Source organism: Coriobacteriia bacterium (genome assembly GCA_031292615.1).
Taxonomy (GTDB): domain Bacteria; phylum Actinomycetota; class Coriobacteriia; order Anaerosomatales; family JAAXUF01; genus JARLGT01.
This window is the reverse complement of sequence record JARLGT010000028.1, coordinates 1-24,944: the sequence shown is the minus strand read 5'-3', so window position 1 is coordinate 24,944 and position 24,944 is coordinate 1. Positions and strand designations below refer to the sequence as shown.

At 66.0% G+C, this 24,944-nt stretch carries 19 protein-coding genes; 6 read left to right on the top strand and 13 right to left on the bottom strand.

The window, feature by feature from the left end:
* Positions 1–1,554, bottom strand: a 1,554-nt coding sequence (locus tag P4L93_02835; protein ID MDR3685882.1) for an excinuclease ABC subunit UvrA, incomplete at its 3' end; no start/stop codon positions are given.
* 266 nt (positions 1,555–1,820) lie between these two features.
* On the opposite strand from P4L93_02835, the gene P4L93_02830 reads away from it, so the two are divergent.
* From P4L93_02830 to larE, 5 genes are all read left to right on the top strand, one after another.
* Entirely contained in the window at positions 1,821–3,065 is a 1,245-nt protein-coding gene (locus P4L93_02830; GenBank protein ID MDR3685881.1) for an ammonium transporter, read from the top strand.
* Between the two features lie 85 nt (positions 3,066–3,150).
* Complete coding sequence (locus tag P4L93_02825; GenBank protein ID MDR3685880.1) at positions 3,151–3,489, top strand: P-II family nitrogen regulator; 339 nt, start codon at positions 3,151–3,153, stop codon at positions 3,487–3,489.
* Between the two features lie 165 nt (positions 3,490–3,654).
* Positions 3,655–5,904: an HD domain-containing protein gene (locus P4L93_02820; GenBank protein ID MDR3685879.1), complete on the top strand. Its 2,250-nt coding sequence runs from the start codon at positions 3,655–3,657 to the stop codon at positions 5,902–5,904.
* An 89-nt stretch (positions 5,905–5,993) separates the two neighbouring features.
* Positions 5,994–6,545, top strand: coding sequence for a cob(I)yrinic acid a,c-diamide adenosyltransferase (locus P4L93_02815; protein ID MDR3685878.1), 552 nt, complete (start codon positions 5,994–5,996; stop codon positions 6,543–6,545).
* A gap of 90 nt (positions 6,546–6,635) precedes the next feature.
* Positions 6,636–7,457 carry an ATP-dependent sacrificial sulfur transferase LarE gene (gene larE, locus P4L93_02810; protein ID MDR3685877.1) on the top strand — a complete coding sequence of 274 codons (822 nt, stop codon included), beginning with the start codon at positions 6,636–6,638 and terminating at the stop codon, positions 7,455–7,457.
* 49 nt (positions 7,458–7,506) lie between these two features.
* Here the strand turns inward: larE and P4L93_02805 are convergent, their stop codons facing one another.
* The 9 genes from P4L93_02805 to polA all read right to left on the bottom strand — a co-directional run bounded on the left by P4L93_02805 (position 7,507) and on the right by polA (position 19,515).
* Entirely contained in the window at positions 7,507–8,859 is a 1,353-nt protein-coding gene (locus tag P4L93_02805) for an AarF/UbiB family protein (protein MDR3685876.1), read from the bottom strand.
* A 4-nt stretch (positions 8,860–8,863) separates the two neighbouring features.
* Positions 8,864–9,214 (bottom strand): hypothetical protein, encoded by a 351-nt coding sequence (locus P4L93_02800; GenBank protein MDR3685875.1) that lies wholly within the window; start codon positions 9,212–9,214, stop codon positions 8,864–8,866.
* Positions 9,215–9,244: 30 nt separating this feature from the next.
* On the bottom strand, positions 9,245–11,347 hold the full coding sequence (locus P4L93_02795; protein ID MDR3685874.1) for a cation-translocating P-type ATPase: 2,103 nt from the start codon (positions 11,345–11,347) through the stop codon (positions 9,245–9,247).
* Positions 11,348–11,365: 18 nt separating this feature from the next.
* A complete protein-coding gene (locus P4L93_02790) occupies positions 11,366–11,638 on the bottom strand; it encodes a hypothetical protein (GenBank protein MDR3685873.1) in 273 nt (90 codons plus the stop codon).
* Entirely contained in the window at positions 11,635–13,704 is a 2,070-nt protein-coding gene (gene uvrB, locus P4L93_02785) for an excinuclease ABC subunit UvrB (GenBank protein ID MDR3685872.1), read from the bottom strand. The genes P4L93_02790 and uvrB overlap by 4 nt, the downstream gene beginning before the upstream one ends.
* Before the next feature lie 18 nt (positions 13,705–13,722).
* A complete protein-coding gene (locus P4L93_02780) occupies positions 13,723–14,304 on the bottom strand; it encodes a lytic transglycosylase domain-containing protein (GenBank protein ID MDR3685871.1) in 582 nt (193 codons plus the stop codon).
* On the bottom strand, positions 14,301–14,915 hold the full coding sequence (gene coaE / locus P4L93_02775) for a dephospho-CoA kinase (GenBank protein MDR3685870.1): 615 nt from the start codon (positions 14,913–14,915) through the stop codon (positions 14,301–14,303). The genes P4L93_02780 and coaE overlap by 4 nt, the downstream gene beginning before the upstream one ends.
* A 120-nt stretch (positions 14,916–15,035) precedes the next feature.
* On the bottom strand, positions 15,036–16,475 hold the full coding sequence (rpsA, locus tag P4L93_02770; GenBank protein MDR3685869.1) for a 30S ribosomal protein S1: 1,440 nt from the start codon (positions 16,473–16,475) through the stop codon (positions 15,036–15,038).
* A gap of 310 nt (positions 16,476–16,785) precedes the next feature.
* Complete coding sequence (gene polA / locus P4L93_02765) at positions 16,786–19,515, bottom strand: DNA polymerase I (protein ID MDR3685868.1); 2,730 nt, start codon at positions 19,513–19,515, stop codon at positions 16,786–16,788.
* An 85-nt stretch (positions 19,516–19,600) separates the two neighbouring features.
* Here polA and P4L93_02760 point away from each other — a divergent pair, with 85 nt between their 5' ends.
* Positions 19,601–20,206, top strand: coding sequence for a methyltransferase domain-containing protein (locus tag P4L93_02760; protein MDR3685867.1), 606 nt, complete (start codon positions 19,601–19,603; stop codon positions 20,204–20,206).
* Here the strand turns inward: P4L93_02760 and P4L93_02755 are convergent.
* From P4L93_02755 to P4L93_02745, 3 genes are all read right to left on the bottom strand, one after another.
* Positions 20,203–20,868 carry a response regulator transcription factor gene (locus P4L93_02755; protein ID MDR3685866.1) on the bottom strand — a complete coding sequence of 222 codons (666 nt, stop codon included), beginning with the start codon at positions 20,866–20,868 and terminating at the stop codon, positions 20,203–20,205. The genes P4L93_02760 and P4L93_02755 overlap by 4 nt on opposite strands.
* 119 nt (positions 20,869–20,987) lie before the next feature.
* Complete coding sequence (locus P4L93_02750) at positions 20,988–22,325, bottom strand: glutamine synthetase family protein (GenBank protein MDR3685865.1); 1,338 nt, start codon at positions 22,323–22,325, stop codon at positions 20,988–20,990.
* A 253-nt stretch (positions 22,326–22,578) separates the two neighbouring features.
* Positions 22,579–24,944 (bottom strand): hypothetical protein (locus P4L93_02745; GenBank protein MDR3685864.1); only part of this gene is annotated, 2,366 nt, incomplete at its 5' end.

Below are 24,944 nucleotides of genomic sequence, written 5' to 3'. Positions count from 1 at the left end.
CAGGCCGATGGACGGCTCGTCGAGGATGTAGAGCACGCCCATCAGGCCGGCGCCGATCTGCGTCGCAAGCCGGATGCGCTGAGCCTCGCCGCCGGAGAGCGAAGCGGTGCCGCGCTCGAGGGTCAGGTAGTCGAGACCGACGTCCACCAGAAAGCGCAGCCTCTCGAGAATCTCCTTGACCACGCGTCGAGCGATCGTCTCGTCGCGCTCGGAGAGCTCCAGCTGCTCGAAGAAGGTGAGCGAATCCACGGCGGCCAGCTTGGTGACGGCCGCAATGTTGCTGCCACCGACCGTGACCGCGAGGATCTCGGGCTTCAGGCGAGTACCCCCGCACGTCTTGCACGGGATGACGGCCATGTACTCTTCGAGCTTGTCCTTGACGTTCTCGGACTCCGACTCGCTCCACCGACGCATGACGCTCGACAGCGCGCCTTCGTAGCGCGAGTACCAGTGCGTCTCTCGGCCATCGCGGGTCAGGTAGTCGACGCGGATGCGCGTGTCGCCCAGGCCGTTCATGAGCTGGTCGCGCACCTTGGCTGGCAGGTCGTGCCAGGGCGTGTCCACCGAGACGCCGAGGTGCTTGGCGGCGGCGGCCACGAGCTGCGGATAGTAGTTCATGCCCGGAGAGAAGGGCGCGATCGCACCCTGCGCCAGCGACAGCGAGTCGTCGGGCACAACGAGCTGGGGGTCGGCCTCAAGCCGCGAGCCGAGGCCGGCGCAATCGGGACATGCGCCGTAGGGCGCGTTGAAGCTGAAGTCGCGCGGCGCGAGCTCGTCCATCGAGACGCCGTGCACCGGGCACGCGAGCGCTTGGGAGAACGACAACTCCTCGCCACCGACGATCTCAACCAGCGCGGTTCCCTCGGCGAGTCGAAGCGCAGTCTCAACGCTGTCGGCCAGGCGCGAGCGGATGCTCGCCTTAAGCACGAGGCGGTCGACCACTACGTCGATGGCGTGCTTGTACTTCTTGTCGAGCACGATCTCCTCGTCGAGCGTCCGCATCTCCTTGTCCACGCGCACCCGCATGAAGCCTTCGCGCTTAAGCTCCTCGAACAGCTTGCCATACTCACCCTTGCGACCCTTGACCACCGGTGCGAGCACGCTGAACTTCGTGCCCTCAGGAAGCTCCAGGATGCGGTCGACGATCTGGTCGGGCGTCTGCTTGCGGATCTCTCGGCCACAGATGGGGCAGTGCGGAATACCGATGCGCGCATAGAGAAGCCTCAGGTAGTCGTAGATCTCCGTGACGGTTCCCACCGTCGAGCGTGGGTTCTTGCTGGTGGTCTTCTGGTCGATTGAGACGGCGGGCGACAAGCCCTCGATGTGGTCGACGTCGGGCTTGTCCATCTGCCCGAGGAACTGCCTCGCGTACGCCGAGAGCGACTCGACGTAGCGGCGCTGGCCCTCGGCGTAGATGGTGTCGAACGCCAGCGAGCTCTTGCCTGAGCCCGAGAGACCTGTGATGACGACGAGCTTGTCGCGCGGAATCTCGAGGTCGAACCCCTTGAGGTTGTGCTCGCGTGCTCCGCGGATCTGTATGCAGTCGAGAGACAATCCGGTTCCCTTCGCGGGTCGGTTTCGCTTCAAACGTCCATCTTACTCTGCCCAGCAAGACGCGGCGCAGAGACGGTAGCTTTCAGCGACCACCGTGCCGCCCGAGACCTCGTCCGCAATGCGCTACAGTGCATGCCGCGTCACGTCTCGGCTATCAACACGAAACATCCTCGAAACACCTATCCAATAATCTGACGTTGCGTCACAAGCCGGACTCGGCTTGGACACACCTCGGAAATGTTCACGGGCGAACAAAGGGGTCGGGGATGCAGGGTCTCAATAGCGGCGACACAGCGTGGATGCTCGTGTCAGCAGCGATGGTGTTGTTCATGACACCGGGTCTGGCCGCCTTCTACAGCGGCATGGTGCGGCGCAAGAACGTCTTGTCGACCACGATGCAGAGCGTCTTTGCCATGGGCACCGTCTCGATCATCTGGGCGCTCTTCGGCTACAGCCTGGCGTTCTCGGACGGTAGCGGAGCGCTCGCGCCGTTCATCGGCGGCTTCAACTACGTCGGGCTCAACGGCATCTCCAACCAGCTCGCTCCCCTCGCGGCGACCATTCCTCACACGGTCTACGCGATGTACCAAGGCATGTTCGCGATTATCACGGTCGCACTCATCACCGGCGCGGTCGCCGAGCGGATGAAGTTTAAGGCCTACGTGATGTTCACCGTGCTTTGGGCGATCTTCGTCTACAGCCCGCTCGCTCACTGGGTATGGCAGCCCAATGGCTGGCTCTTCAAGATGGGCGCCCTGGACTTCGCTGGCGGAACCGTCGTCCATATCTCCTCGGCCGCTGCTGCGCTGGCCGCCGTCATCGTGCTCGGCAAGCGCAAGGGCTGGGGCAAGGAAGCGTTTCACCCGCACAACCTGCCGCTCACGGTGCTGGGCGCCGGCATCCTGTGGTTCGGCTGGTTCGGCTTCAACGCGGGCTCCGCACTCGCGGCCAACGGCCTGGCTGGCTCGGCGTTCCTCAACACGCATCTCGCCGCGGCCACGGCTCTCATCACGTGGGTCATCGTTGAGGCGCTGCACGCCGGCAAACCAACGGTTCTCGGCGCGGCGTCCGGCGCTGTCGCAGGACTCGTCTGCATCACTCCCGCCGCGGGTTTCGTGGAGCCCTGGGCGGCCATCACGATGGGCGCCATCGCGGGAATCGTGTGCTACTTCGGCCTGTTCCTCAAGGCGAAGTTCAAGTTCGACGACGCGCTGGACGTGGTGGGTGTCCACGGCGTGGGCGGCACGACCGGCGCCATCCTCACCGGCGTGTTCGCGACCTCGGCAGTCAACGCTGGTATCAAGGGCCACGAGGGCCTGCTCTACGGCAATCCCTCGCAGGTCCTCATCCAGCTCATCGCCGTTCTCGCAGCCGGCCTCTTCTCGTTCGGAGTGTCATTCGTCATCCTGAAACTCACGGACGCCGTCGTCGGACTTCGTGTCGACGAGGAGACCGAGATTCGCGGCCTGGACCTCGGCGAACACTCCGAAGAGGGCTACATACTCGACTAGTCTCGGCTCACTTCAGGTACGCTGGAGCGGCACAGCCGCGCGGGACACGATCGGCACAGTTGGCCGATAGGCAAAGGAGCGACTCGTGAAGAAGATCGAGGCGATCATCAAGCCGCACAAGCTCGATGACGTGAAGGAAGCCATCAACGCGCTTGGCGTGCAGGGCATGACCGTGAGCGACGTGCGCGGATACGGTCGCCAGAAGGGGCACACTGAGATCTACCGTGGCTCCGAATACACCGTGGACTTTGTCCCCAAGGTCAAGATCGAGCTCGTCGTCGACGACGCGATCTCCGAGAAGGTCGAGGACGCGATCCTCGAGGCCGCTCGAACCGAGAAGATCGGCGACGGCAAGATCTTCGTCACCGACGTCGAGAGCGCGGTTCGCATCCGAACCGGCGAGCGAGGGCCGGAGGCGCTGTAGCCAGTGTTCTGTGACGAGAACATGGGCAGCACCGAGGGCAACGATGCGCGCGTCAGGCAAGGCGCGACGATCGAGCGTACCGGTAGGTACGTGAGTGAGGAGCAACGCCGCATGACACGTGCAGCGCTGGCCGAATGCGCCCAGGTTCTCGGAGCAGAACACTAGGTGGAGAGCTACCTCTCCCAGCGACAGGCCCTGATCTCCTCGGCCCAGCCGGGAGTGGCGGCCGCACGAGAACTTGCAGCACTGACCGATGAAGCCGTCCGAGAACTTGCTCGGGCGGCTTCGTCTGCGACTGGGGGCGGCCGCTTCGCCCTAGCGGCGCTCGGCGGCTGGGGTTCGGGCGCGATGTTGCCCACCAGCGACCTGGACATCCTCGTCCTTTCCGACGCCGATGAACGCAAGCTCAAGCCGCTCGTCGAAGCCGTCCTCTACCCGCTTTGGGACGCAGGGCTGCACGTCGGCCACCAGGTCCGCACGCCGAGAGGCCAGCTGCGAGCCATGCGCGAGGATCTCGCTAGCTGCACCGCGGCGCTCACGGGCCGCCCGCTGGCCGGCGACGAGGAGTGGGTCGCCCACGTGCTCGCCGATGGCGCCGCCGAGGCGCGCAAGCGCTCGCGCACACTCCTGCGCGAGCTGGAGGCAAGGCCGCGTCCCGGATCGCCATACTTGCTCGAACCCGAGCTCAAAGAGGACGCAGGCGGCCGCCGAGACTACGACGAGCTCGTCTGGACCGCGGCTGTCGTCTCCGGCAGCGTCGCGCACGATCCCTCGGCGCTGCTGGCCGCCGGTCTAGCCACGGCCGAGGAGCTTGCGACCGTCGGCCACGCAGCTGAGGTTGTCTCGGCGGCGCGCTTCGAGCTGGGGCGCGCGGGGCTGGGCGCGCGAATGACGCTCGATGCAACCGAGGCGCTCGCGACGGTCTCGGCGGGCGAGGTGCAGCTTGCGCTTGCGCAGACCGCGCTTGTGCTGTCGCGCGTGCGCAGGCGGGCCGTCGGCGACGTGGTGGAAGCCGACACCCCGCTCTCGCCTGAGGCGCTCTTCGCGCTATTCGACGCAGGTCAGAACGCACTCGACGCGCTGGAGGAGGCTGCGCAGGCCGGTCGCCTCGACGCGCTGCTGCCGGGATTCCGCGACCTGATGACCCTACGACGTCCCGGAATCGGCCACGAGTTCACGGTGGGTGCCCACTCGCTTCGCACGACGCTATTGATCGCGGACATGCCGGTTGACGGCGCGCTGGCCCGCTCGCGGGAAGCGATCGAGCATCCGCGCGTCTTACAGGTCGCTGGGCTGGCGCACGACATCGGCAAAACCGAGCCAGGCCTAGGGCACGCGGACCGGGGCGCCTTGCCCGCCGAGGAGGCCGCGCGCCGATTCGGACTGAGCGATGCGGCAGCCCAAGACGTCGGCGACTTGGTGCACCTGCATCTCGCACTCGCCGAGACAGCCACGCGCATCGACCTGGACGACGAGGACGCGATCCTGCTGGCCGCAGCTCGCATCGCCCGCCGAGAACTGCTCGCACCGCTACACCTGCTTACCGCCGCCGACTCGCTCGCGACCGGCCCGGCCACGTGGTCGCGCTGGACGGCGTCGCTGGTTGGCGCGCTCGTGTCGCGCCTCGACGCGGCGCTCTCCGACGACGTCGATGGCGCAGGCATCGCGCAGCGCGGCGAGGCCGTGCGCGCCGAGGCGCTCGCGTCGATGATGGGCTCCCCGCGCGCCGAGTGCGCATTCGTTGAGGGCGCGCCGCTACGCTACCTGGCCAGCCGCACCACCGCCGAGATCGTGCGTGACGCGCGCCTCGTCGCCGGCCTGCAGATGGGTGGCGCCGAGCAGGCGCAGATCGCTGTCGGTTCCGGCCCAACGCCGGACACGCACTCGGTGACGGTCGTGGCCATAGACGCTCCCGAACTGCTCGCGCGTATCGCCGGTGCGTTCGCGCTGGCCGGCCTCGACATCCTGGCGCTCGATGCATACGGCTCTCGCGACGGCGTAGTGCTCGATAGTTTCGTCGTTACCTCGGCCACTCGCCGAGCCGTCACCACCGAAAGCTTCACCCAGCTCGAGCGCTTCTTGCGCGCGGCACTGCGCGACCGCCTCGAGTTGCAGACCCGCCTCGCCGAGCGCCGAAAGCACTACCCGGCCCGTCAGAGCGGCCCCGTGCGCGTCGAGACGATCTCGGCGGGCTGGGACACCGCAGTGCGTGTCTCGGCGCCCGACCGTCCGGGGCTGCTCCACGATCTGGCGCGCGCTGTCTCGGCCACTGGGCTCGACATCCGCTGGGCCAAGGTGCTGACGGTCGACGGGATCGCGCTGGATACCTTTCATGTGGTGGGCGCCGATGGCAGCGTCGTCGACGATCCCGGCGTTCTCGGCCACCTGGCAATGCGGCTGCGAGAGATTCACTAGCGCTGCCGTGGCACCCCGTGCCTTGCCACGTCCCGCAGCAGCGGTACGATAAGCCCTCGCACAATCATCGGACGCAGGAGAACCAGCGTATGGGCATCTACACGCGGCGCGGCGACAGCGGACAGACGGGTCTGGCGGACGGCTCGCGCACGAGCAAGGCCTCGACGCGCGTCGAGGCGTACGGCACGGTCGACGAAGCCGCAGCGGCGCTCGGCTTTGCTCGCCAAGCCGTGACCGACCCGGTCCTCCAAGCCGCCCTGCTCTTCGCCCAGCACCGGCTCTTCAACATCACCTCTTCGCTCGCCAATCCGTCCTCCGATGAACCTGCGGTATCCGACGCCGACGTCGCGTTCCTCGAGGCAGCTATCGACCAGCTCGTACAAGCGGAAGGCGCATGGCGCGGCTTCGTCCTGGCATCCGGCGGAGAGGCGGCCACGCGCCTGCACCTCGCGCGCACTATCGTCCGGCGTGCAGAACGCCGAGTGGCCGCGCTCTCCTCCGAGGCGCCGGTGGATGCTCACTCGCTCGCATTCCTCAACCGTATCTCGGATCTGCTCTTCGCGGCGGCGCGCGCGACCGCTTTGCATGACGGCATCGAGGAAGACCTCTGGGACCGTAGCGCTGAACCGCCGAGCTACTAGCACTCAGTCCGTGCGAATCGCCGCGCGCCGAGCCTGCGACGCGAGGCGCGGGTATACTGCACCCACCAACAACGCGAGGAGCCGCCCCGAATGAGCACAGCCGAGAAGTACGATGCACTGCTTGCTCGCCTCCGTGAACTCGGAAGCGTGCTCGTCGCCTTCTCGGGCGGGGTCGACTCGACACTTCTGGCGTTTGCCGCACACGCCGAGCTCGGCGAGAACGCCGCAGCAGTGCTGGCGTCGTCGGCGACGTACCCGGACTCCGAGATCGCTGGCGCTCAGGCACTAGCCGCACGTCTGGGGCTGCGACTCATCGAGGTCGAGACCGACGAGCTGGCCGACCCACGGTTCTCGGCGAACAACCCGGACCGCTGCTACCACTGCAAGATGGAGCTGTTCACTCTGCTTGGGCGGGTGGCCGAGGTCGAGGGGCTAACGTGGGTCGCCGACGGAAGCAACGCCGACGACTTGGGCGACTACCGTCCGGGACGCCGCGCGGCCGCCGAACTCAGAGTCGCGAGCCCGCTGGCTGACGTTGGATTGACCAAAGACGAGATCCGCGAGCTTGCCAACGAGCTGGGCTTGCCCAACTGGGACAAGCCGTCGATGGCATGCCTCGCATCGCGTTTCCCCTACTACGAGCCCATCACCGACGAGGGCCTGGCGCGCGTCGCCGCGGCCGAAGTCGCCGTTCGCGAGCTGGGAATCGGGCAGTTCCGCGTGCGTGCGCATGGAACGATCGCCCGCATCGAAGTGGCTCCCGAGGAGCTCGACGCTGCCTGGGCCAAGCGACTCGAAATCGCCGCCGCCGTGCGGGACGCCGGCTTTAGCTACGGGGCGCTGGACCTCGAGGGCTACCGCACCGGCTCGATGAACGAGGTCCTCGCCGACGCGGAGCGCGAAACGGCCTAAAGCTCGCGACCGTCGGCGCGACGACGTGCCGACCCAGCCGCCCAGCGGCCTACCCGGCCAGCTCTCGCATCGCAGCCCTCAACGCACCGGGAAGCCGCGCGTAGAGGCGCGCAGGCGACATCATCTGTTGGGCGATCAGCTGCGTGGCGTACGGTTTTGCGGCATCCATGATGTCGATGTCGGGGTAGATGGCTTGCGCGACGCCCTCGACGGTCACCAGCGCCTTGACCAGCAGCCCGTAGCCCACTGGGATCTCCACGCCAGCGTCGTTCATGATGCGCAGAAAGCCGATCGCAAAGCCGCGCACGTCGCGTGGCGCGCCGAGCGTCGTGGCCATCAGCTCGCCCACGAGTCGGCGTACCTCGGCGACCTTGGACTGAGGCACCTCGAGCCCCAACTCGGCGCTGTAGCGAAGCGCGCGATCGGGATCTCCATAGACGGTTGCTGCCAGAACCTGCGCGATCGACTCTCGCTGCGATGGCGCGGTGGTTCCGACGATCCCAAAGTCCAGGTAGCAGATGCGGCTATCCGGTGTGACGAACACGTTTGAAGGGTGCAGGTCGGCGTGGTAGCGGCCCAGCTCCAGCACGCTGCGCATGAACACGTCGGCGCCGTGAATCGCCAGTGCCCGCCCGTCGATGCCGCGCCGCGCCGCGTCGTCCATATCGCTCAAGCGCCAGCCGTCGGCGAACTCCATCGTCACGACCCGCCGAGACGTCAGCGGCCACACGACGCGGGGCACAAAGACCAGCGGGTCAGCTCGGAAGTCGAACGCAAAACGGTCGGCGACGCGCGCCTCGTTGCGCAGGTCGCACTCGCTTGCCAGCGATGCCGAGAACTCCTCGAGCAGCGTAGGCAAGTTGAAGCGCTGAACCGCGCCGAGCCTCGCGATGCGCTCGACCAGCGGCCGCGCCGCGGCGATGTCGGCCAGCACTGACTGCTCGACACCGGGGCGCACGACCTTGATCGCGAGCGGCGTGCCCGCGGGCAGTGTCTCGCCCACCACGGGCCGGTACTCAGCCGCCAGAGTCGCGCGATGCACCTGCGCGATCGACGCCGAGGCGACTGGGACGTCCTCGAAGCTCGCGAAGATCGCCTCAGGAGGGCGGCCAAAGTCCTGGGCGATGACGCGTCGGATGGCGGTAGCTGGTAGCGCAGGGACGTTGTCGCGCAGCAGCTCCATTTCGAAGATCCACTCGGCGGGAAAGAGATCTGGGCGAACCGAGATGAGCTGGCCGAGCTTGATCCACGCAGGTCCGAGCTCCTCGAACGCGAGCCTGAGCTGCCGCGCCTGGGCATTGCGCGCCACAGCCCCGCCGGTCAGCCCGAAGCGACCTTGAAAGGCCGCGGCGGTCGACCTGCGTGCAGCGACACCGGCGATGTGAAGGCCTCGGGAGGCCACGGCGCTACTCGGCCTTCGGCTCGGTGCGCGCAAGCAGCGCGTCGAGTGAGGCCTGCATCGACTCGAGCCGACCGCGCAGCTCGCCTACCTCGAAGCTGAGCTCGTCGAGGTGCTCGGCAACGTCGCCGGTGCCCGCGCCAGCATCCTTGCCACCGGCCGCGAGTTCCGCCTTGAGCTGCGCCTTGCGCTCGGCGATCATCGCCGACAGGCCATCGACGAACGCCTCGGGGCCCTGCTCCATCTCGCCGGGCTCCACACTCTCGCCGCGCGCTACCGCGGCCTTCCAACCCTCGTCGGCGGTCTCGTGGACGAGCGCCCACGACGCCATGAAGCGCATGAAGTCGTCGTTGTTCACTTCTCGCACCTTCCCCCTCGTGCGGTTGGGTCAGTCCCGGTGCGGGCGCAAGAGCCGCATCCCGTTGAGAATCACAAGCAGCGCGACGCCGGTATCGGCAAACACCGCCAGCCACATGTTCGCATACCCGAGCACCGCGGCGACCAGAACGACAACCTTGACCACCACGGAGAAGCCTACGTTCTGCTTGATGGTGCGCAGCGTGCGCCGCCCCAGCGCGAAGAAACTCGGCAGCGCCGAGAGGTCATCGGCCATCAGCGCGACGTCGGAAGTCTCGAGCGCCGTGTCGCTGCCCGCCGCACCCATCGCGATACCGAGGTCGGCAGCGACCAAGGCCGGCGCATCGTTGACACCGTCGCCAACCATCGCCACCGAGCCGTAGCGTTCCTTGAGGCGCACCACGGCCTCGACCTTGTCGGCCGGAAGCAGGCCAGCCATGTGTGCCGAGAGCCCCGCACGCGCCGCCACAGCGGCTGCAGTGACCTCGTTGTCGCCGGTCAGCATCACCGTGTGAGCCACTCCGCGCGCATGCAGCTTCGCTATGACCGTGTGTGCCTCGGCCCGAAGCGGATCCTCCACGCCGAGCAGCCCGATCACCTCCGCCTCGCGCGCCACTACCAGTAGCGTCAGTCCCTGGCTCTGGAGTGCGCCAATCCGGGCCGCATCCTCGGTAGTGAACTCCGCTATCTCTTGCGCGAACGTGGGGCTCACGATGCGGATGCAGGCGCCATCGACGAGTCCTTGGACGCCTCGGCCGGGAAGTTCCTCGAACTCGGTGACTGAGACCGGCGCAATCGAGCGAGCAGCGGCCTCGTCAAGCACCGCGCCTGCGACCGGGTGGTTGGAGTGCTGTTCGACAGAAGCGGCCAGCCTGAGCAACTCGTCACCCGAGATGCCCTCCCGCAAAGGCTCAACCTGGGCGACAGCAGCGCGCCCCGAGGTCAGCGTGCCAGTCTTGTCGAAGGCGACCGAGCGGATGCGGGCGGCCACCTCGAGGTAGGCCCCGCCCTTGACCAGCACTCCATCGCGTCCGGCTCGCGAGATCGCGCTGACAAGCGACACCGGTGTCGAAATCACGAGGGCGCACGGGCACGCGACCACGAGGATCACGAGCGCGCGTGCCATCCACTCCAGCCAGCCACCCACTCCCAGCAACGGCGGCACGACGGCAATCGCCGCGGCCAGCACCACCACCGACGGCGTGTAGACGCGGCTGAAACGATCGACGAGCTGTTCGACCGGGGCCTTGGCCGCCTGGGCCTGTTCTACCAGCTGGACCACTCGCGCCAGCGTCGAGTCTTTCGCGGTGGCCGTGACCTTCACGTCGAGCAGCCCTGTCGTGTTCAGCGAGCCGGCGAAGACCCTGTCGCCGTCGCTCTTCTCGGCGGGAAGCGGCTCGCCCGTGATCGCTGCCTCGTCAACCGCCGAGAACCCCGCTGTCACGACGCCATCGAGCGGCACACGCTCGCCCGCGCGCACTCGTACGATCGCACCCAGCGGCACGTCGTCTAGAGGCAGCTCGGCCGTGGCGCCCGCGAAGACCACGCGCGCCATCTGCGGAGCGAGCTCCATCAGGTCGCGAATCGAGCTGCGCGTGCGCGCGAGTGCGCGCGACTCGAGCCAACCGCCCAGCGTGTAGAGGAAGACGACCGAGGCGGCCTCGGTCAGGTCACCGAGCGCCAGCGCTGCAGTAACGGCGATGAGCATGAGCACATTCATGTCGATGCTGCGAGTCTTGAGCGACGCCAAGGCGCGCGGTCCGAGCAGCAACCAGCCGAATGCGACGCCGAGCACACAAGCAATCCAGGCTGCAGCGTGAAGCGGCGTGCCGCCAAAGCCGAAAGGTCCCGGCGCAAGCCATCCGACAAGCAGCGCAAACGCAGTGCAGGCGCCGGCGCCGGTCACGGCGACCAGCGTGCGGTTCTGCGACCACCAAGACGGGGCGGCCGGCGCCCGACCGCCTTCGGCGACCGCGCCGGAGAGCGGTTCGATCCCGTGCCCAGTCGACTCGACCGCCCGCGCGACTCGAGACCGGGGATCGCTGGCGGGCTCGAACTCCACCAGCAGCGTGCCACTCGCGAAGTTCAGATCGGCCGAGACCACCCCCGGCAGCATCGATACGGACTTAGCCACGGTCCGCGCGCAGTCGGGTCAATCGAGTCCCGTGACGTGCCACACGGCATGGGCGAAGACGCCCTCGAGTTCAGCACCATAGCGGCGAGTCTCGGCGTCGAGCTGTTCCTTGGTCACCAGAGCTGGGTCGAACTCGACGCGCATCGGGCCGGCCGCCTCGCACTCCACTCGAAGGACGCCCGGCACCTCCTCGACGCGCGCGCACAGGCGCGACTCGCACTGCGCGCAGCGGTGAACCGTCCCCCCATGGGCGGGGAGCTCGAACGTCGCCGATACGCGCTCGGCACTCACTTGCGCTTGCGCCTCCCGTAGCCCGAGCCCTTGCGCGCCCCAGCCTTCAGCCGGTCGAGCACCTCGTCGGTCGAAGTCTTTTCGACCTCCGCGCGCAGTTTGACGGCCTGGTCACGCAGTCGCGCGGCGGCCTCGAAGTCCAGAGCGCTGGCCGCCGAGGCCATGTCCTCTTCCATCGTCGTGATGAGCCGCAGTACCTCGGAACGCGGCAGCTTGGAGAGCTCACGCGCCGCTTCGACGGCGGTGGTGGCCTGCGACTCACCCTCGTGCATGTACTGCACGATGTCGGCGATGGCCTTGCGAATCGTCTGCGGCTCGATGCCGTGCTCGGTGTTGTAGGCGACCTGGCGTTCTCTGCGGCGATTGGTCTCGTCGATAGCAAACTGCATTGAGTCGGTCGTCCGGTCGGCGTACATCAGGACTTGGCCGGAGACGTTTCGCGCCGCGCGACCGATCGTTTGGATGAGCGAGCGGCCGTTACGCAGGAAGCCTTCCTTGTCGGCGTCCAAGATCGCCACCAGCGAGACTTCCGGCAGGTCGAGGCCCTCGCGCAGCAGGTTGATGCCCACCAGCACGTCGAACGTGCCCATTCGCAGCTCACGCAGAATCTCGACGCGCTCGAGCGTAGCGATATCCGAATGCAAGTAGCGCACCTTGATTCCCTGCTCGAAGAGGTAGTCGGTCAGGTCCTCGGCCATCTTCTTGGTCAGCGTGGTGACGAGCGTGCGCTCCCCTGCCGCGGTCCGTTCTTTGATCTCGCCGATCAAGTCGTCGACCTGGCCCTTCACGGGCCGCACGACGATCTGCGGATCGATGAGTCCCGTCGGGCGGATGATCTGCTCCACGATCTGCTGCGAGATGCCCAGCTCGTAGTCGCCGGGCGTCGCCGAGACGTACACGAACTGCGGCACGCGCGCCTCAAACTCGTCGAAACGCAGCGGCCGGTTGTCCAGCGCGCTGGGCAGGCGGAAGCCGTGCTCGACCAGCGTGATCTTGCGACTGCGGTCGCCCTCGTGCATTCCGCGAATCTGCGGCACGGTAACGTGGCTTTCGTCGATGATCATCAGGAAGTCTTTGCCGAAGTAGTCGATGAGCGTGTTGGCCGGCTCGCCAGGTGCTCGGCCGTCGAGGTGGCGCGAGTAGTTCTCGATGCCGCTGGTGAAGCCCATCGTCTCGAGCATCTCGAGGTCGTAGTTCACGCGCATCTCGAGGCGCTGCGCCTCGAGCAGCTTGCCGTCGCGCTTCAGCTCGGCCAGCCGAGCGGTGAGCTCCTCTTGGATGGTGCCGAGTGCAGCCTGCAGCTTGGTGCGCTCGGTGACGTAGTGCGTCGCCGGCCAGACGGGCAGCTCCTCGAAGGTGTTGAGCACCTCGCCAGTGAGCTGGTCTACCTCAGAGACGCTGACAATCTCGTCGCCGAACATCTCGACGCGCACTGGATGATCGGCGTACGGAGGGAAGACGTCGAGCACGTCGCCGCGCACTCGGAACGTGCCGCGCGTCAGGTCGTAGTCGTTGCGGTCGTACTGGATCTCGATCAGGTCGCGGATCAGGTCGTCGCGATCGTAGCTCTTGCCCGGGCCCAGGAAGACGGCCATGCCCGCATAGTCCTCGGGCGACCCGATGCCGTAGATGCAGCTCACGCTGGCCACGACCACCACGTCCTTGCGGGACAGCAGCGCCGCCGTGGCGGCGTGGCGCAACTTCTCGACCTCGGCGTTGATCGACGCATCCTTCTCGATGAAGGTGTCGGTCGATGGCACGTAGGCCTCGGGCTGGTAGTAGTCGTAGTAGCTCACGAAGTAGACGACCGCGTTGTCAGGCAGGAAGTCCTTGATCTCCGAGGCGAGCTGCGCCGCGAGCGTCTTGTTCGGCGCCATGATGAGCGTGGGCTTCTGCACCTGCTCGATGACCTTGGCCATCGTGAAGGTCTTGCCACTCCCGGTCACTCCCAAAAGCGTCTGGTAGCGCAGCCCTTCGTTGACGCCCTGGGTCAGCTCGGCGATCGCCTTGGGCTGATCTCCGGCCGGCTCGAAGGGCGAGACAACCCTGAAGAGGTTCTTGGTCACTTGATGGTGCTCCGTCTTCTAGTTGAAGCTCGTGGGATACAGGGCCTGGTAGCGGTCTCGGCCACGCATCACTTTGGGCACGTACGCCTTAGTCTCCGGGAACTCTATGGCCGCGCGGATATTGCCGCCCTGCTTCGCCCACGCGTCTGCGTGTCGCAGGCCCGCGTTGTAGGCCGAAAGCGCGGTCTCGATCTCGTGGTAGCGATTCACCAGGTAGCGGATGTATGCCGTGCCGTACTCGATGTTCACCGTGGGGCTGGTCAAGTCGCTCGGCGGAAACTCCTTGGCATCGACGATCCCTCCCGAAGCCAGGTCGCGCGCCGTCTGTGGCATTACCTGCATGAGTCCCACGGCACCCACCGATGAGTGTATGCCCGGCTTCCATCCCGACTCGGCGTTGATGACAGCGGCGACCACATAGGGGCTAACCCGGTGACGGGCAGCAGATGCGGCGATCTGCGACTGGTAGTGCAGCGGGTAGTACTGCTTTTGCCAGAACGCCGGCCCGCGCAAGAACAGCGCGGTCAGAACACCCAGACTGACGACGGCGCCCAGCGCTCCGATGCGAAAGGCCCACTTGGCGGGCGTTGTGCGGCTCACCGCTCCTCGCCCTCCGCCACCCGCTCATGCCACACCCATTCCAGCTCGCCGAGGAACCTCTCGAGCGATCCATCGTTGACAATCACGACATCGGCCAGTGCCGCGCGTTCGGCGTCACTCGCCTGTACCGCGAGCCTCCGACGCACATCGGCCTCCGAGAACCCGCTCGCGATCGCGCGCTGAACTCGCAGCTCCTGCGGGGCCACGATCGCCACGACGAGGTCGGCGATCTGCGCGAAGACCGGCGCCTCGGCCAGAAGCGGCACTTCGAGTACGACCGCGCACGGTGGAGCAGGCATCAGCCGCAGATCGGCGACGGCAGGTCCGATTTCGCGCGCAACGGCAGGATGCACTATGGCGTTGAGCCGCGCGGTCGACTCGGCCGTGGCGAACGCCAGACGCGCAAGAGCCGCGCGATCGAGGCTGCCGTCGGCGAGCAGGACGTCCGGGCCGAACGCTTCGGCCACGTGCGCGAGCACGGGCGAGCCCTTCTGCAGAACCTGCGCCGCGACAAGGTCTGCGTCGATGATGATCGCGCCCTTGTCGCGCAAGAATCCCGACGCAGTGCTCTTGCCGGCTCCGATGCCTCCTGTGATGACGACTACTCGCATGCACTATCCGTATCACGATGGCCGAGCAAAGCCCACACTTTGTTGCGATAACCTCGGAAAAGAGCGGGGCCGGGAGCGCTTTCGCGCCTCCCGGCCCCGGTTGCGTGCGTTGTGGAGCAGTTACTCGCCGCGGTTCTCGGCGGCAGCCTCGTCGGCAGCTTCCTCGGCGGGAGTCTCCTCGGCGGGCTCCTCAGCGGCAGCAGGAGTCTCGTCGGCGGCGGCCGCGTCGCCAGCCTCGACGACCTCGGCCTCGGCCGCGGCCTCGACGGCCTCTTCGGCGACAGCCTCGGCCTCTTCGGCAGCCTCCTCGGCGACCTCAGCGGCGACCTCGGCTTCGATAGCGGCCTCCTCGGCGACCTCAGCCTCGGCGACAGCCTCGTCAGCGGCCTCCTCGGCGCCCTCGACAGCATCTTCCTCGTCGGACTCAGGAGCGCCAGCTATCTCGATCGTGATGCCGAGGGTCTCGGCGGCAGCACGCATCGAAAGCGAGATGCGGCGGCGCTCGAGGTCAACGTCCATGACCTTGACCATGACCTTCTGACCGACAGAGGTGACCTGGTCCGGAGTCTCGACGTGGCCCTTGGCCATCTCGGAGATGTGGACGAGGCCCTCAACGCCGTCACCCAGCTCGACGAAGACGCCGAACGGGACGAGCTTGGTAACCGTGCCCTCGATGATCGAGCCGACCGGGAAGTCCTTGACGAGCATCTTCCACGGATCCTCGGTGGTCTGCTTGAGGCCCAGGGAGATGCGCTCGCGGTCGAGGTCGACGTCGAGCACCTGAACGTTGACCGGATCGCCGACCTTGACGACCTCGGACGGGTGGTTGACGTGGCTCCAGGACAGCTCGGAGATGTGCACCAGGCCGTCGATACCGCCGAGATCGACGAATGCGCCGAAGTCGACGATGGAGGAGACGTTGCCGGGAAGGATCATGCCCTTCTGCAGCTTGCCGAGAATCTCGGCGCGCTCGTGCTTGCGACCCTCTTCGAGAACCACGCGACGCGAAAGGACGACGTTGTTGCGGTTGCGGTCCATCTCGATGACGCGTGCCTCAAGGCGCGTGCCGGTGTAGGCAGCGAGGTCCTTGACGCGACGGAGGTCGACGAGAGAGGCCGGCAGGAAGCCACGCAGGCCGATGTCGAGGATGAGTCCACCCTTGACGACCTCGATGACTTCGCCTTCGACGTTCTCGCCGGAGTTGAACTTCTCTTCGATCTTGGTCCAGGCACGCTCGTACTCGGCGCGCTTCTTGGACAGGATCAGACGACCGTCCTTGTCCTCCTTCTGGAGAACCAAGGCCTCGATCGGATCGCCGACGGAGACGATGTCGGCCGGGTTGGCGTCCTTGCGGATCGACAACTCGCGGGCCGGGATGACACCCTCAGACTTGTAGCCGATGTCGAGCAGAACCTCGTCGCGCTCAACCTTGACGACGGTACCGCTGACGAGGTCTCCCTCGTCAAAGTCGGTCATCGTACCGTCGATGAGAGCATGCATCTCCTCGTCGGTATATTCGCGCTGTTCGATGACCGTGCCGCTCTCTTGCAGATCGCTCATGGTGCGGACCCCATTTCATTCTCGGGGCCCCGAGGTCATGCGTGTCGCCTACAGGTTAATCGTCTCGGGTATAGGACCGTCGTCGCCTACAGGTACTCGGACATGTCTCCGGGGGCCAACAGGACATGGTGCCAGACACTTGTCTGGACAGCCGGTTCGAAAGTCTACAGCACGAGGCGTGCATTCGCCACCCGCCACGCCGCCGGGCGTATCCACTCCCCTGCCGGTAAGACCGCCGAGGCCGGTTGAGCAGCCGGCGAAACCGGTCTGCTCCAACCGGCAAACTTGCGACCGCGAAGCCGGTCGCAAGCTATTTCGCTTTCGCCCAGTTCTCCCCGCTCGCCACGCTCACGTCGAGCGGCACGGCCAGCTGCGCCACACCCGACATAGCTTCGCTCGCCATCGCTGAGAGATGCTCAACCTCATCGGCGGGTGACTCGAAGACCAGTTCGTCGTGAACCTGCAGCACCATGCGGCTGCGGAACTGCTCGGCACGCATGCGGCGGTCGACCTCGATCATCGCAAGCTTCATGATGTCGGCGGCCGTGCCCTGCATCGGGTGGTTCATGGCTGTACGCTCACCGAAGGAGCGCAGGTTGAAGTTGGACGACGCCAGCTCGGGAATTCGGCGCTTGCGGCCAAACAGCGTGGTCGCAAAGCCAAGCTTGTGCGCCTCCGAGACCGTCTCGTCGAGGTAGGCGCGCACGCGAGGATATGCGGCGTAGTAGCGGTCGATCATCTCCTGGCCCTCGGCGCGCGAGATCTTGAGCGACTCAGCAAGCCCGTGGGCCGACTGCCCGTAGACGATGCCGAAGTTGACCGCCTTGGCGCGTGCGCGCATGCCGGGCTGCACCGCTTCAGGCTCGACGCCAAAGACGCGTGCCGCCGTGGCCATATGGAAGTCCATCCCGCTCGTGAACGCCTCGATCAGCCCGGGGTCGCCCGAAAGATGCGCAAGAATCCGCAGCTCGATCTGGCTGTAGTCCGCCGACACCATCACGTCGCCGGGGCTGGCCGGCACGAAGGCCGCACGGATCCTGCGCCCATACTCCGTGCGAACCGGAATGTTCTGCAGGTTGGGATTGGAGCTCGAAAGTCGCCCGGTCGCCGCGACGGTCTGGTTGAACGACGTGTGGAGGCGTTTGTCCCCGCCGAGCATCCGCGGCAGCGCATCGAGGTAGGTGCTCTTGAGCTTGGTCAGCTCTCGGTAGGCAACAATTTTCTCGGCAATGGGGTGCGCGGGTGCAAGCGCTGCGAGCACCGAAGCATCGGTCGAGAAGCCCGTCTTTGTGCGCTTCTGTGGCGGCAACCCGAGCTTCTCGAAGAGCACCTCCGAGAGCTGCTTTGGCGAGTCAACTGTGAACTCCACTCCCGCGAGTTCCCATATCTCCGCACGTAGCTCCTCGATGTTGCCGGTGGCTGCCGCCGAGAGGCCTGCCAGAACGTCGCAATCAATCCCGACGCCGACCCGCTCCATACGCGCGAGAACGGGCACGAGCGGCATCTCGATCTCGCGGAGAACGCGAAGCGAGTCATCCGCTTTCAGCTTGGTTTCGAGGACCGGCGCCAGTCGCGCCGTCGCAGCCGCTCGGATGACCGAGGCGCGTAGCTCGTCAGTCGGCTCGGGCAGCGGCGATCCGAGGTAGTCGGCCGCCAAAGCGGAGAGCTGGTAGGATGAACGGTTCGACTCGAGGAGGTATGCGGCGACCGCGACGTCGAACAGCCGGTCCGGCGCCACGGCAAGCGCCGCGCCATCACAGGCCAGGGCCTCGTCGGGAGGACAGGCCTCCTCAAGCAGCGCCTTGGCGTCGGCGGCTGCCAACCGACCGGAGGCCCAAAGCGAGCTCAGCGCAGCGTCTGCGTCGCGCTCAGTCGTATATGCGACGTCCCCGGCAGCCGTGGCCACGGCGACCTCTCGCACCTCGCCGAAGAGCGACTCTCCTGCGCCGTCATCGACCACGACACCGAGCCACTCCTCGCCTGCAGCCCACTCGCTCACGCGATCGAGTGCGTCCGGCCCCGATACGACCGCATGAGAGTGGTCGAACGGATCCAGCGCAACCGTGGTCGCCAAGGCGGCCGGGTAGCTTTCCCCGCGGCCCTGCGGGGCGATTGCGCGTGTCGCGGCAGCCGCGTCCCCGGGCACCGCGGTGCCAGCCCCAACGGCTGCCGTACGACGCAGCGCCAGCACGCGGTCGAGCATCGACGTGAAGCGATACTCGGCGAGCGCCACGGCCACCGCGTGCGGGTCGAACGCGCCGAACTCGACCGTCGTCATGTCTAAGTCCATGGGCACATCGCGGCTAATCGTCGCGACCGTGCGCGACGCGAGGGCCTCGCCTACATGGTTGCGCAGGTTCTCGCCCAACTTGCCCGGTATCTCCTCGGCGTGTGCAAGGACCTCCTCCAGCGTGCCGTACTGCTGGAGGAGCTTGGCGGCAGTCTTCTCCCCCACACCAGGCACGCCGGGGATGTTGTCGCTCGTGTCGCCCTTCAGTCCGAGATAGTCGGGAACCTGCTCGGCAGTCACGCCGTAACGCTCGAGGACCTCGGCAGGCCCGTAGACGACGATATCGGTGATGCCCTTCTTGGTGGTCACGACGCACACGTTCTCGGTGACGAGCTGAAACGCGTCGCGATCCCCCGTCACCAGCAACACGCGTATCCCCGCGTCGTGTCCACGCTTTGCCAGCGTGCCGAGAATGTCATCGCCTTCCCAGCCATCGACCTCGACGATGGGCACGTTGATGGCGCCGAGCAGCTCCTTGACCATCGGGAACTGGTCCCGCAGCTCTTGGGCCATCGGCGGGCGATGAATCTTGTACTGCGCGAGAGCCTCCGTGCGAAACGCCGGCTTGCCACGGTCGAAGGCGACCACGAGGCCATCAGGATTCAGGTCGGCGACCAGTTTGACCAGCATCGACATGAAGCCGAATGCGGCGTTGGTCGGCCTCCCGTCGGGCGCCGTCATCGTGGGCGGCAGTGCATGGAAGGCGCGGTGAATCAGGCTGTTTCCATCAACGACGGCGACCGTACGCAATCGACTGTCCCTTCGCGGTAATCTTGGGCTGGGCTCTGGGTCCCACACCGAGTGTACCCGACAGCTCCGACACGAAAGGCGGCCGATGGGCTTCTTCAACTGGGCCGCGCCGATGTTCCACCGCTCGGACACACGCTGGACCGCCGAGGACGTCCGGATCATCGCTGGCTGGCTGGGCCCGTTCGTGCCCACTGGCGGCAGCCTGCTCGATATCGGTGGCGGCACGGGTGGACTTGCCATCCTCCTCGCACGGGAGCTCGGCGCAAATGTCACGGTCTTGGACCCGACCCCTGAGATGGTTCGCTATGTACCATCGAACGTCGGGGTCGAGGTCGTGCTCGGTGAGGCCGAGGCGATGCCGCTGCCATCCGGGGCGTTCGATGCCGCGCTGATGAGCGACTCGTTCCACCATCTCCGAGACCAACGCGTGGCACTACGAGAAACCGCGCGCGTCCTGCGCGCCGACGGTGGCGTGCTCGTGCTCGAACTGGACCCGAGCGGACTCGGCGTGCGAATAGTGTCTGGCGTGGAGCGGCTTCTCGGAGAGCCCGGGGGCTTCCTCACGCCAGAGGCGATGGTGCGGTTGATGGCCGAGTGCGGAATCGCCGGGCAGCCAGAACCCCAGCACGGGGCGTCGTATCGATTCCTCGGCCGCTCAGTTCAGGCCAAACAGCCTGACTGCGAGGCTTAGCCGTTCCAGAGGTAGCCCACGTTGCGCACCGTCTCCAGACGGCGCGAGAGCTCGTGGCCCACTTTGGAGCGGATGCGCCTGATATGCACGTCGACGGTGCGCGATCCGCCGTAGTAGTCGCTCCCCCACACTCGGCGCAGCAGTACTTCGCGCGAGTACGTGCGGCCTGGGTGCGTGACGAGGAAGGCGAAGAGTGCGTACTCCAGGTACGTGAAGTCGATCGGCGTGCCGTGCAGAGTCGCCTGGTACGTCGCGAGGTTGATCGTGAGGTCGTCGACGCGGATGAGCTCCTGGCGAGTCACCTCTTCACCCGGCCACAGCAGGCTGCGAACGCGAGCCGACAGCTCCTCTGAGGACGCTCCGCGCACGAGAAAATCGCTCGGCACGCGAACCGGCAGCCGCAAAACCTGTAGGCCCTCGGGCTCGACGAGCACGAGAAGCCGCAGGTCGGCGCCGCTGGATGCGGCCTGCTCAACGAGCTGGCCCAACGCATCGGGGCTACGGCCGCCATCGAGCACCACGAGATCCGTGTCGCCGTCGAGCAGCCGCTTCTGAAGCTCGCTCACATGCCCCTCGGACACCAGAACGTCCAGGCTTGTGACGGCTTGCACCACCCATGCTCGGCTATGTGCGTCGTCCGAGACGACGAGGACTCGCTTCATGTGCATGATGATACCGTTTCTGCCAGGTTTCCTCGGGTTGATATGCGAACGGCGCCGGACGAGAGAACCCCCGCCCGGCGCCGTTGCCAGAAACGTTCCTGCGTGAAGCTACCGATGCACTAGATGACCGGCAAGTACTTGTCGAGCTCCCACTGCGTAACCTGGGTGCGATACTCATCCCACTCGGCACGCTTGTTCTCCGTGTAGAACGAGTGGATGTGCTCGCCCAGAACTTCCTTCATGAGCTCGGAGTTCGCGAACAGCTCGATCGCGTCGCCGAGACTGCCCGGCAGCGTCTTGATGCCAGCGGCATCCAGCTCTGCGTCGGTCATGTGGAAGATGTTGTTCGTGGCCTCGGGGGCTAGCTTCAGGCCGTCCTCGATACCCTTCAGGCCGGCGCCGAGCATGCAAGCGAAGGCGAGGTACGGGTTGGCCGACGGGTCCGGCGAACGCAGCTCGAGGCGAGTTGCGTTCTCCTTGCCCGGCTTGTACATGGGGACGCGGACCAGAGCTGAGCGGTTGCGGCGGGCCCAGGCGATATAGACCGGAGCCTCGTAGCCGGGGACCAGACGCTTATAGGAGTTGACGAGCGGGTTGGTGACCGCGGTGAACTCCGGAGCGTACTTCAGTAGTCCAGCGATGTAGCTCTTGGCGATCTCGGAGAGGTTGTAGCCCTCGGGATCGTTAGCGTCGAAGAAAGCGTTGCCTTCCTTGGTGAACAGCGACTGGTGCACGTGCATGCCCGAGCCGTTCTCGCCGAAGACCGGCTTCGGCATGAACGTCGCGTGCACGCCGTTCTGCAGCGCAATCTCCTTGACGATGAGCTTGTACGTCATGACGTTGTCGGCCATGGTGCGCGCGTCGGCGTAACGAAGGTCGATCTCGTGCTGCGACGGGGCAACCTCGTGGTGCGAGTACTCGACCGGAATGCCGAGCTTCTCAAGCGTCAGGACGGTCTCGCGACGCAGGTCAGACGCGATGTCGAGCGGGGTCAGGTCGAAGTAGCCGCCCTGGTCCAGGAAGACGGTGTCCTGGTCGTCTTCGAAGTAGAAGAACTCGAGCTCGGGACCGACGTACATGGTATAGCCGAGATCGGCAGCCTTCTGCGTAACGCGCTTCAGAGCGTAGCGGGGATCGCCCTCGAACGGCGAGCCGTCGGGCTTGGTGATGTCGGTGAACAGACGGCCGACGCCCTGCTCGGAGGGGCGCCACGGGAGAAGCTGGAACGTGGCGGGGTCCGGGTAGGCGACCATGTCGGACTCTTCGAGGCGAGTGAAGCCGTCGATAGAAGAACCGTCGAAGCCCATGCCCTCCTCAAACGCACCCTCAAGCTCGGTGTCGGTGACAGCGAAGGACTTGAGAACACCGAGAACGTCGGTGAACCAGAAGCGGACGAAGTGAACGTCGCGCTCCTCAACGGTCTTGAGCACATAATCTTTGTCGAACGTGGGTGCCATGTGCAACCTCCCTATTTCCGACACGCGAAGGCGCGTGTCCATAGACGAATCCGACTGCGTCTTGATTCCTATCTTAGCCCCACCCATGTTTCAGAGGTGTTTCGTTTTCGGCCCTGTCCTCCTTGCACGACTGACGCTCGCAAAAGCCTTGGTTCGCTGCATACGAAGCCCCCCTGCACGCAGGAGGGCTTCGGTAGTTCCCGAGTCGTACTGAGTGTGCTTACCTGCCTCGCTTCATCTGCCGGATTGATCGCTACCAGTTCAGAGCCAAATGGCCTGCGCCGGTGGTGTTTCCGGACACACTGAAGGTCAAGTAGACGTTGCCCGTAACGTGACTTGTGCCTCCTGTGCCGGGGCTGTTGTTCGTAGCGCCCGCAGCGCCGCCGGTCCAACCGCCGCCGCCACCCGCGCGCGGATTACTCGCCGAGGTCAATCCCGGTTGGTTGCCGCCCGAGGTGCTGGAGCTATAGGCCGCACCCGGGCCGCCGGTGCTCGTACCGCAGCTGCCACCGCCACCGCCAGCCTCAGACAAGACCGCACCGCCGAGGACTCCGACGGATGTCGATCCGCCTCCACCGGTCCCGGTACCGACACCGTTTCCGCCGGTACCACCGCCCCATCCTCCTGTCGTGCCGCTACCGCGGCTGCCGACCTTGAGCACAAGCGTCTGTCCGGGAGTGACGGTCAGGGTGGCGCGCAACCGTGCGCCGTAGCTTGCTGTGCCACCGCCCATGCCGCCATACAGGTCGGCCGTAACAGCGGTGACGCCCGCTGGGACCGTGAACAGGCGCGGCGCACCCGGCGCCGCGAGAGTGCCGCCATTGGCGAGCGCAGTGGTTACCTGAACAGCGATGGACTTGTTCGACTCGGTGTTGCCTGCGTTGTCGACCGAGTACCAGTAGATGGTGTGCGTGACGATCCCCGACGCGGGCGCCGGTACCGCGACCGACGTCCCAGTGGTCCAACTCCCGCTCGTAGAGTCTAGCTGCCATCTCGTGCTGGCAACCCCAGAGCCGCCCGCGTCAGTCGGGGTGAGAGTGAAGGTCTGAGCACCCAGATAGGGCGCAGCGTTCGTTGCGTTGTTGCTCGTCACAGGCTGAACGGTATCGATCCTGAACTGGTTCGATACGTGCGTGCTCTCGACGTTGCCCGCCTTGTCGACCGAGTAGTAGCTGAAAGTGTGGAGCCCATCGCCGCTCACCGTGAAGCTGGTGCCAGTCGTGAAAGCATTTGAATCGACTCGGTAGTAGGTCGCCTTGACGCCGGACCCGCCACTGTTGTCAGAGGGCGACAGGGTTATCGACTGGTTGGCGTTGTAGTTCGCCCCCGCGGCCGGGTTGAAGCTGGACGTGGTAGTTGGCGCGGTGAAATCCTTCGCCGCCCCGAACCCAAACGTTGCTGTCTTCAGCGACTCCGTGTTGCCGGCGTAGTCGACCGACCAGAAATGAATGGTGTGCGTCCCATTCGCGTCGAACGGAAGGACCGCGGTCGCGCCGGAATTAACTGGACCGCTGTCGAAGTAGTAGTAGGTGGTGCGGACGCCGAAGTCCGTCGCGTCGTCGAGTGCACTGAGATGTATGGTCGCGTCATCCCAGTAGGTCGGCTTCGCGTCAGACGTAGTGACAGGAGCCGTGACGTCGGGCACTACCGTGAATCCGACAGAGTGAGCCGTCTCCACATTCCCGGACGCATCGACGGACCAGTACTGCAGCGACCGACTGGGAGTGTCCGTCGGCGGCACGAGAAGCGCACCGGACACGGTTGTCGGTGCCCCGCCATCCAAACGGTAGTAGGTGGATTGGACTCCAGATTGGGCGTCCGTTGCGCTGAGCGTGATCGACGCGGTTCCTATGTAGGACCCGACTGCATTGGACGTCGTCGCTGGCGGTGTCGTGTCGGCCAGCGTGTGGCACGAACCGCACCATTCGGGTGAGGCGTCGACTGGCGAGGTGTCCTGGGGAACGAAGTCGTGGCAGCTCGCGCACTGGCCCCAGTTACCGTTGTCGTAGTAGATCGAATCGTGGCCATCGGACGCGCCGTCGTGGTAGGTCGGGTGGCAGGCTCCCTGCGAGCACCCACCGGCCCATGTCCCCATCAGGCTGTTCGCAGGTGGATTCGTCCCCGAGTGGCACCATGCACAGTTCGAGCCGTGGATCGACACGAGATTCATCGTGCCGTGGCACATCGAACAGGTCACATTGACATCTATCTCGCCCTGATCAGCGTCAGTTTGATGCATCGATGAGTCGTTGAAGAACGTTATCGAACCGCCTGTGATCGTCGCAGTGTGTGCCGAGGCGTGATTACCAGCGTCAGCGCCATGGCAAGTCGTACACGTGGCCCCGCCGGCTGATATCGCAGCGATCACTGTCGGGTCGGTGCTCGCGTGGCACGTGGCGCACGTCAGGCCTCGGTCGGTCACGTGCTCCGTCATGAGGTAATCGACGTGACAGCCGCTGCCCTTGCAGCCGGTAAGACCACTCAGACCGGCGGCGTGATTCGCCAGGTGCTGCGGGGTCGTGAGCGTGTGGCAGCTCGCACACGTCGCGTTGCCGGCGGCGATGGCGGCGATCACGGTCGGGTCGGTGCTGGAGTGGCAGGTGGCACACGTCAGGCCCT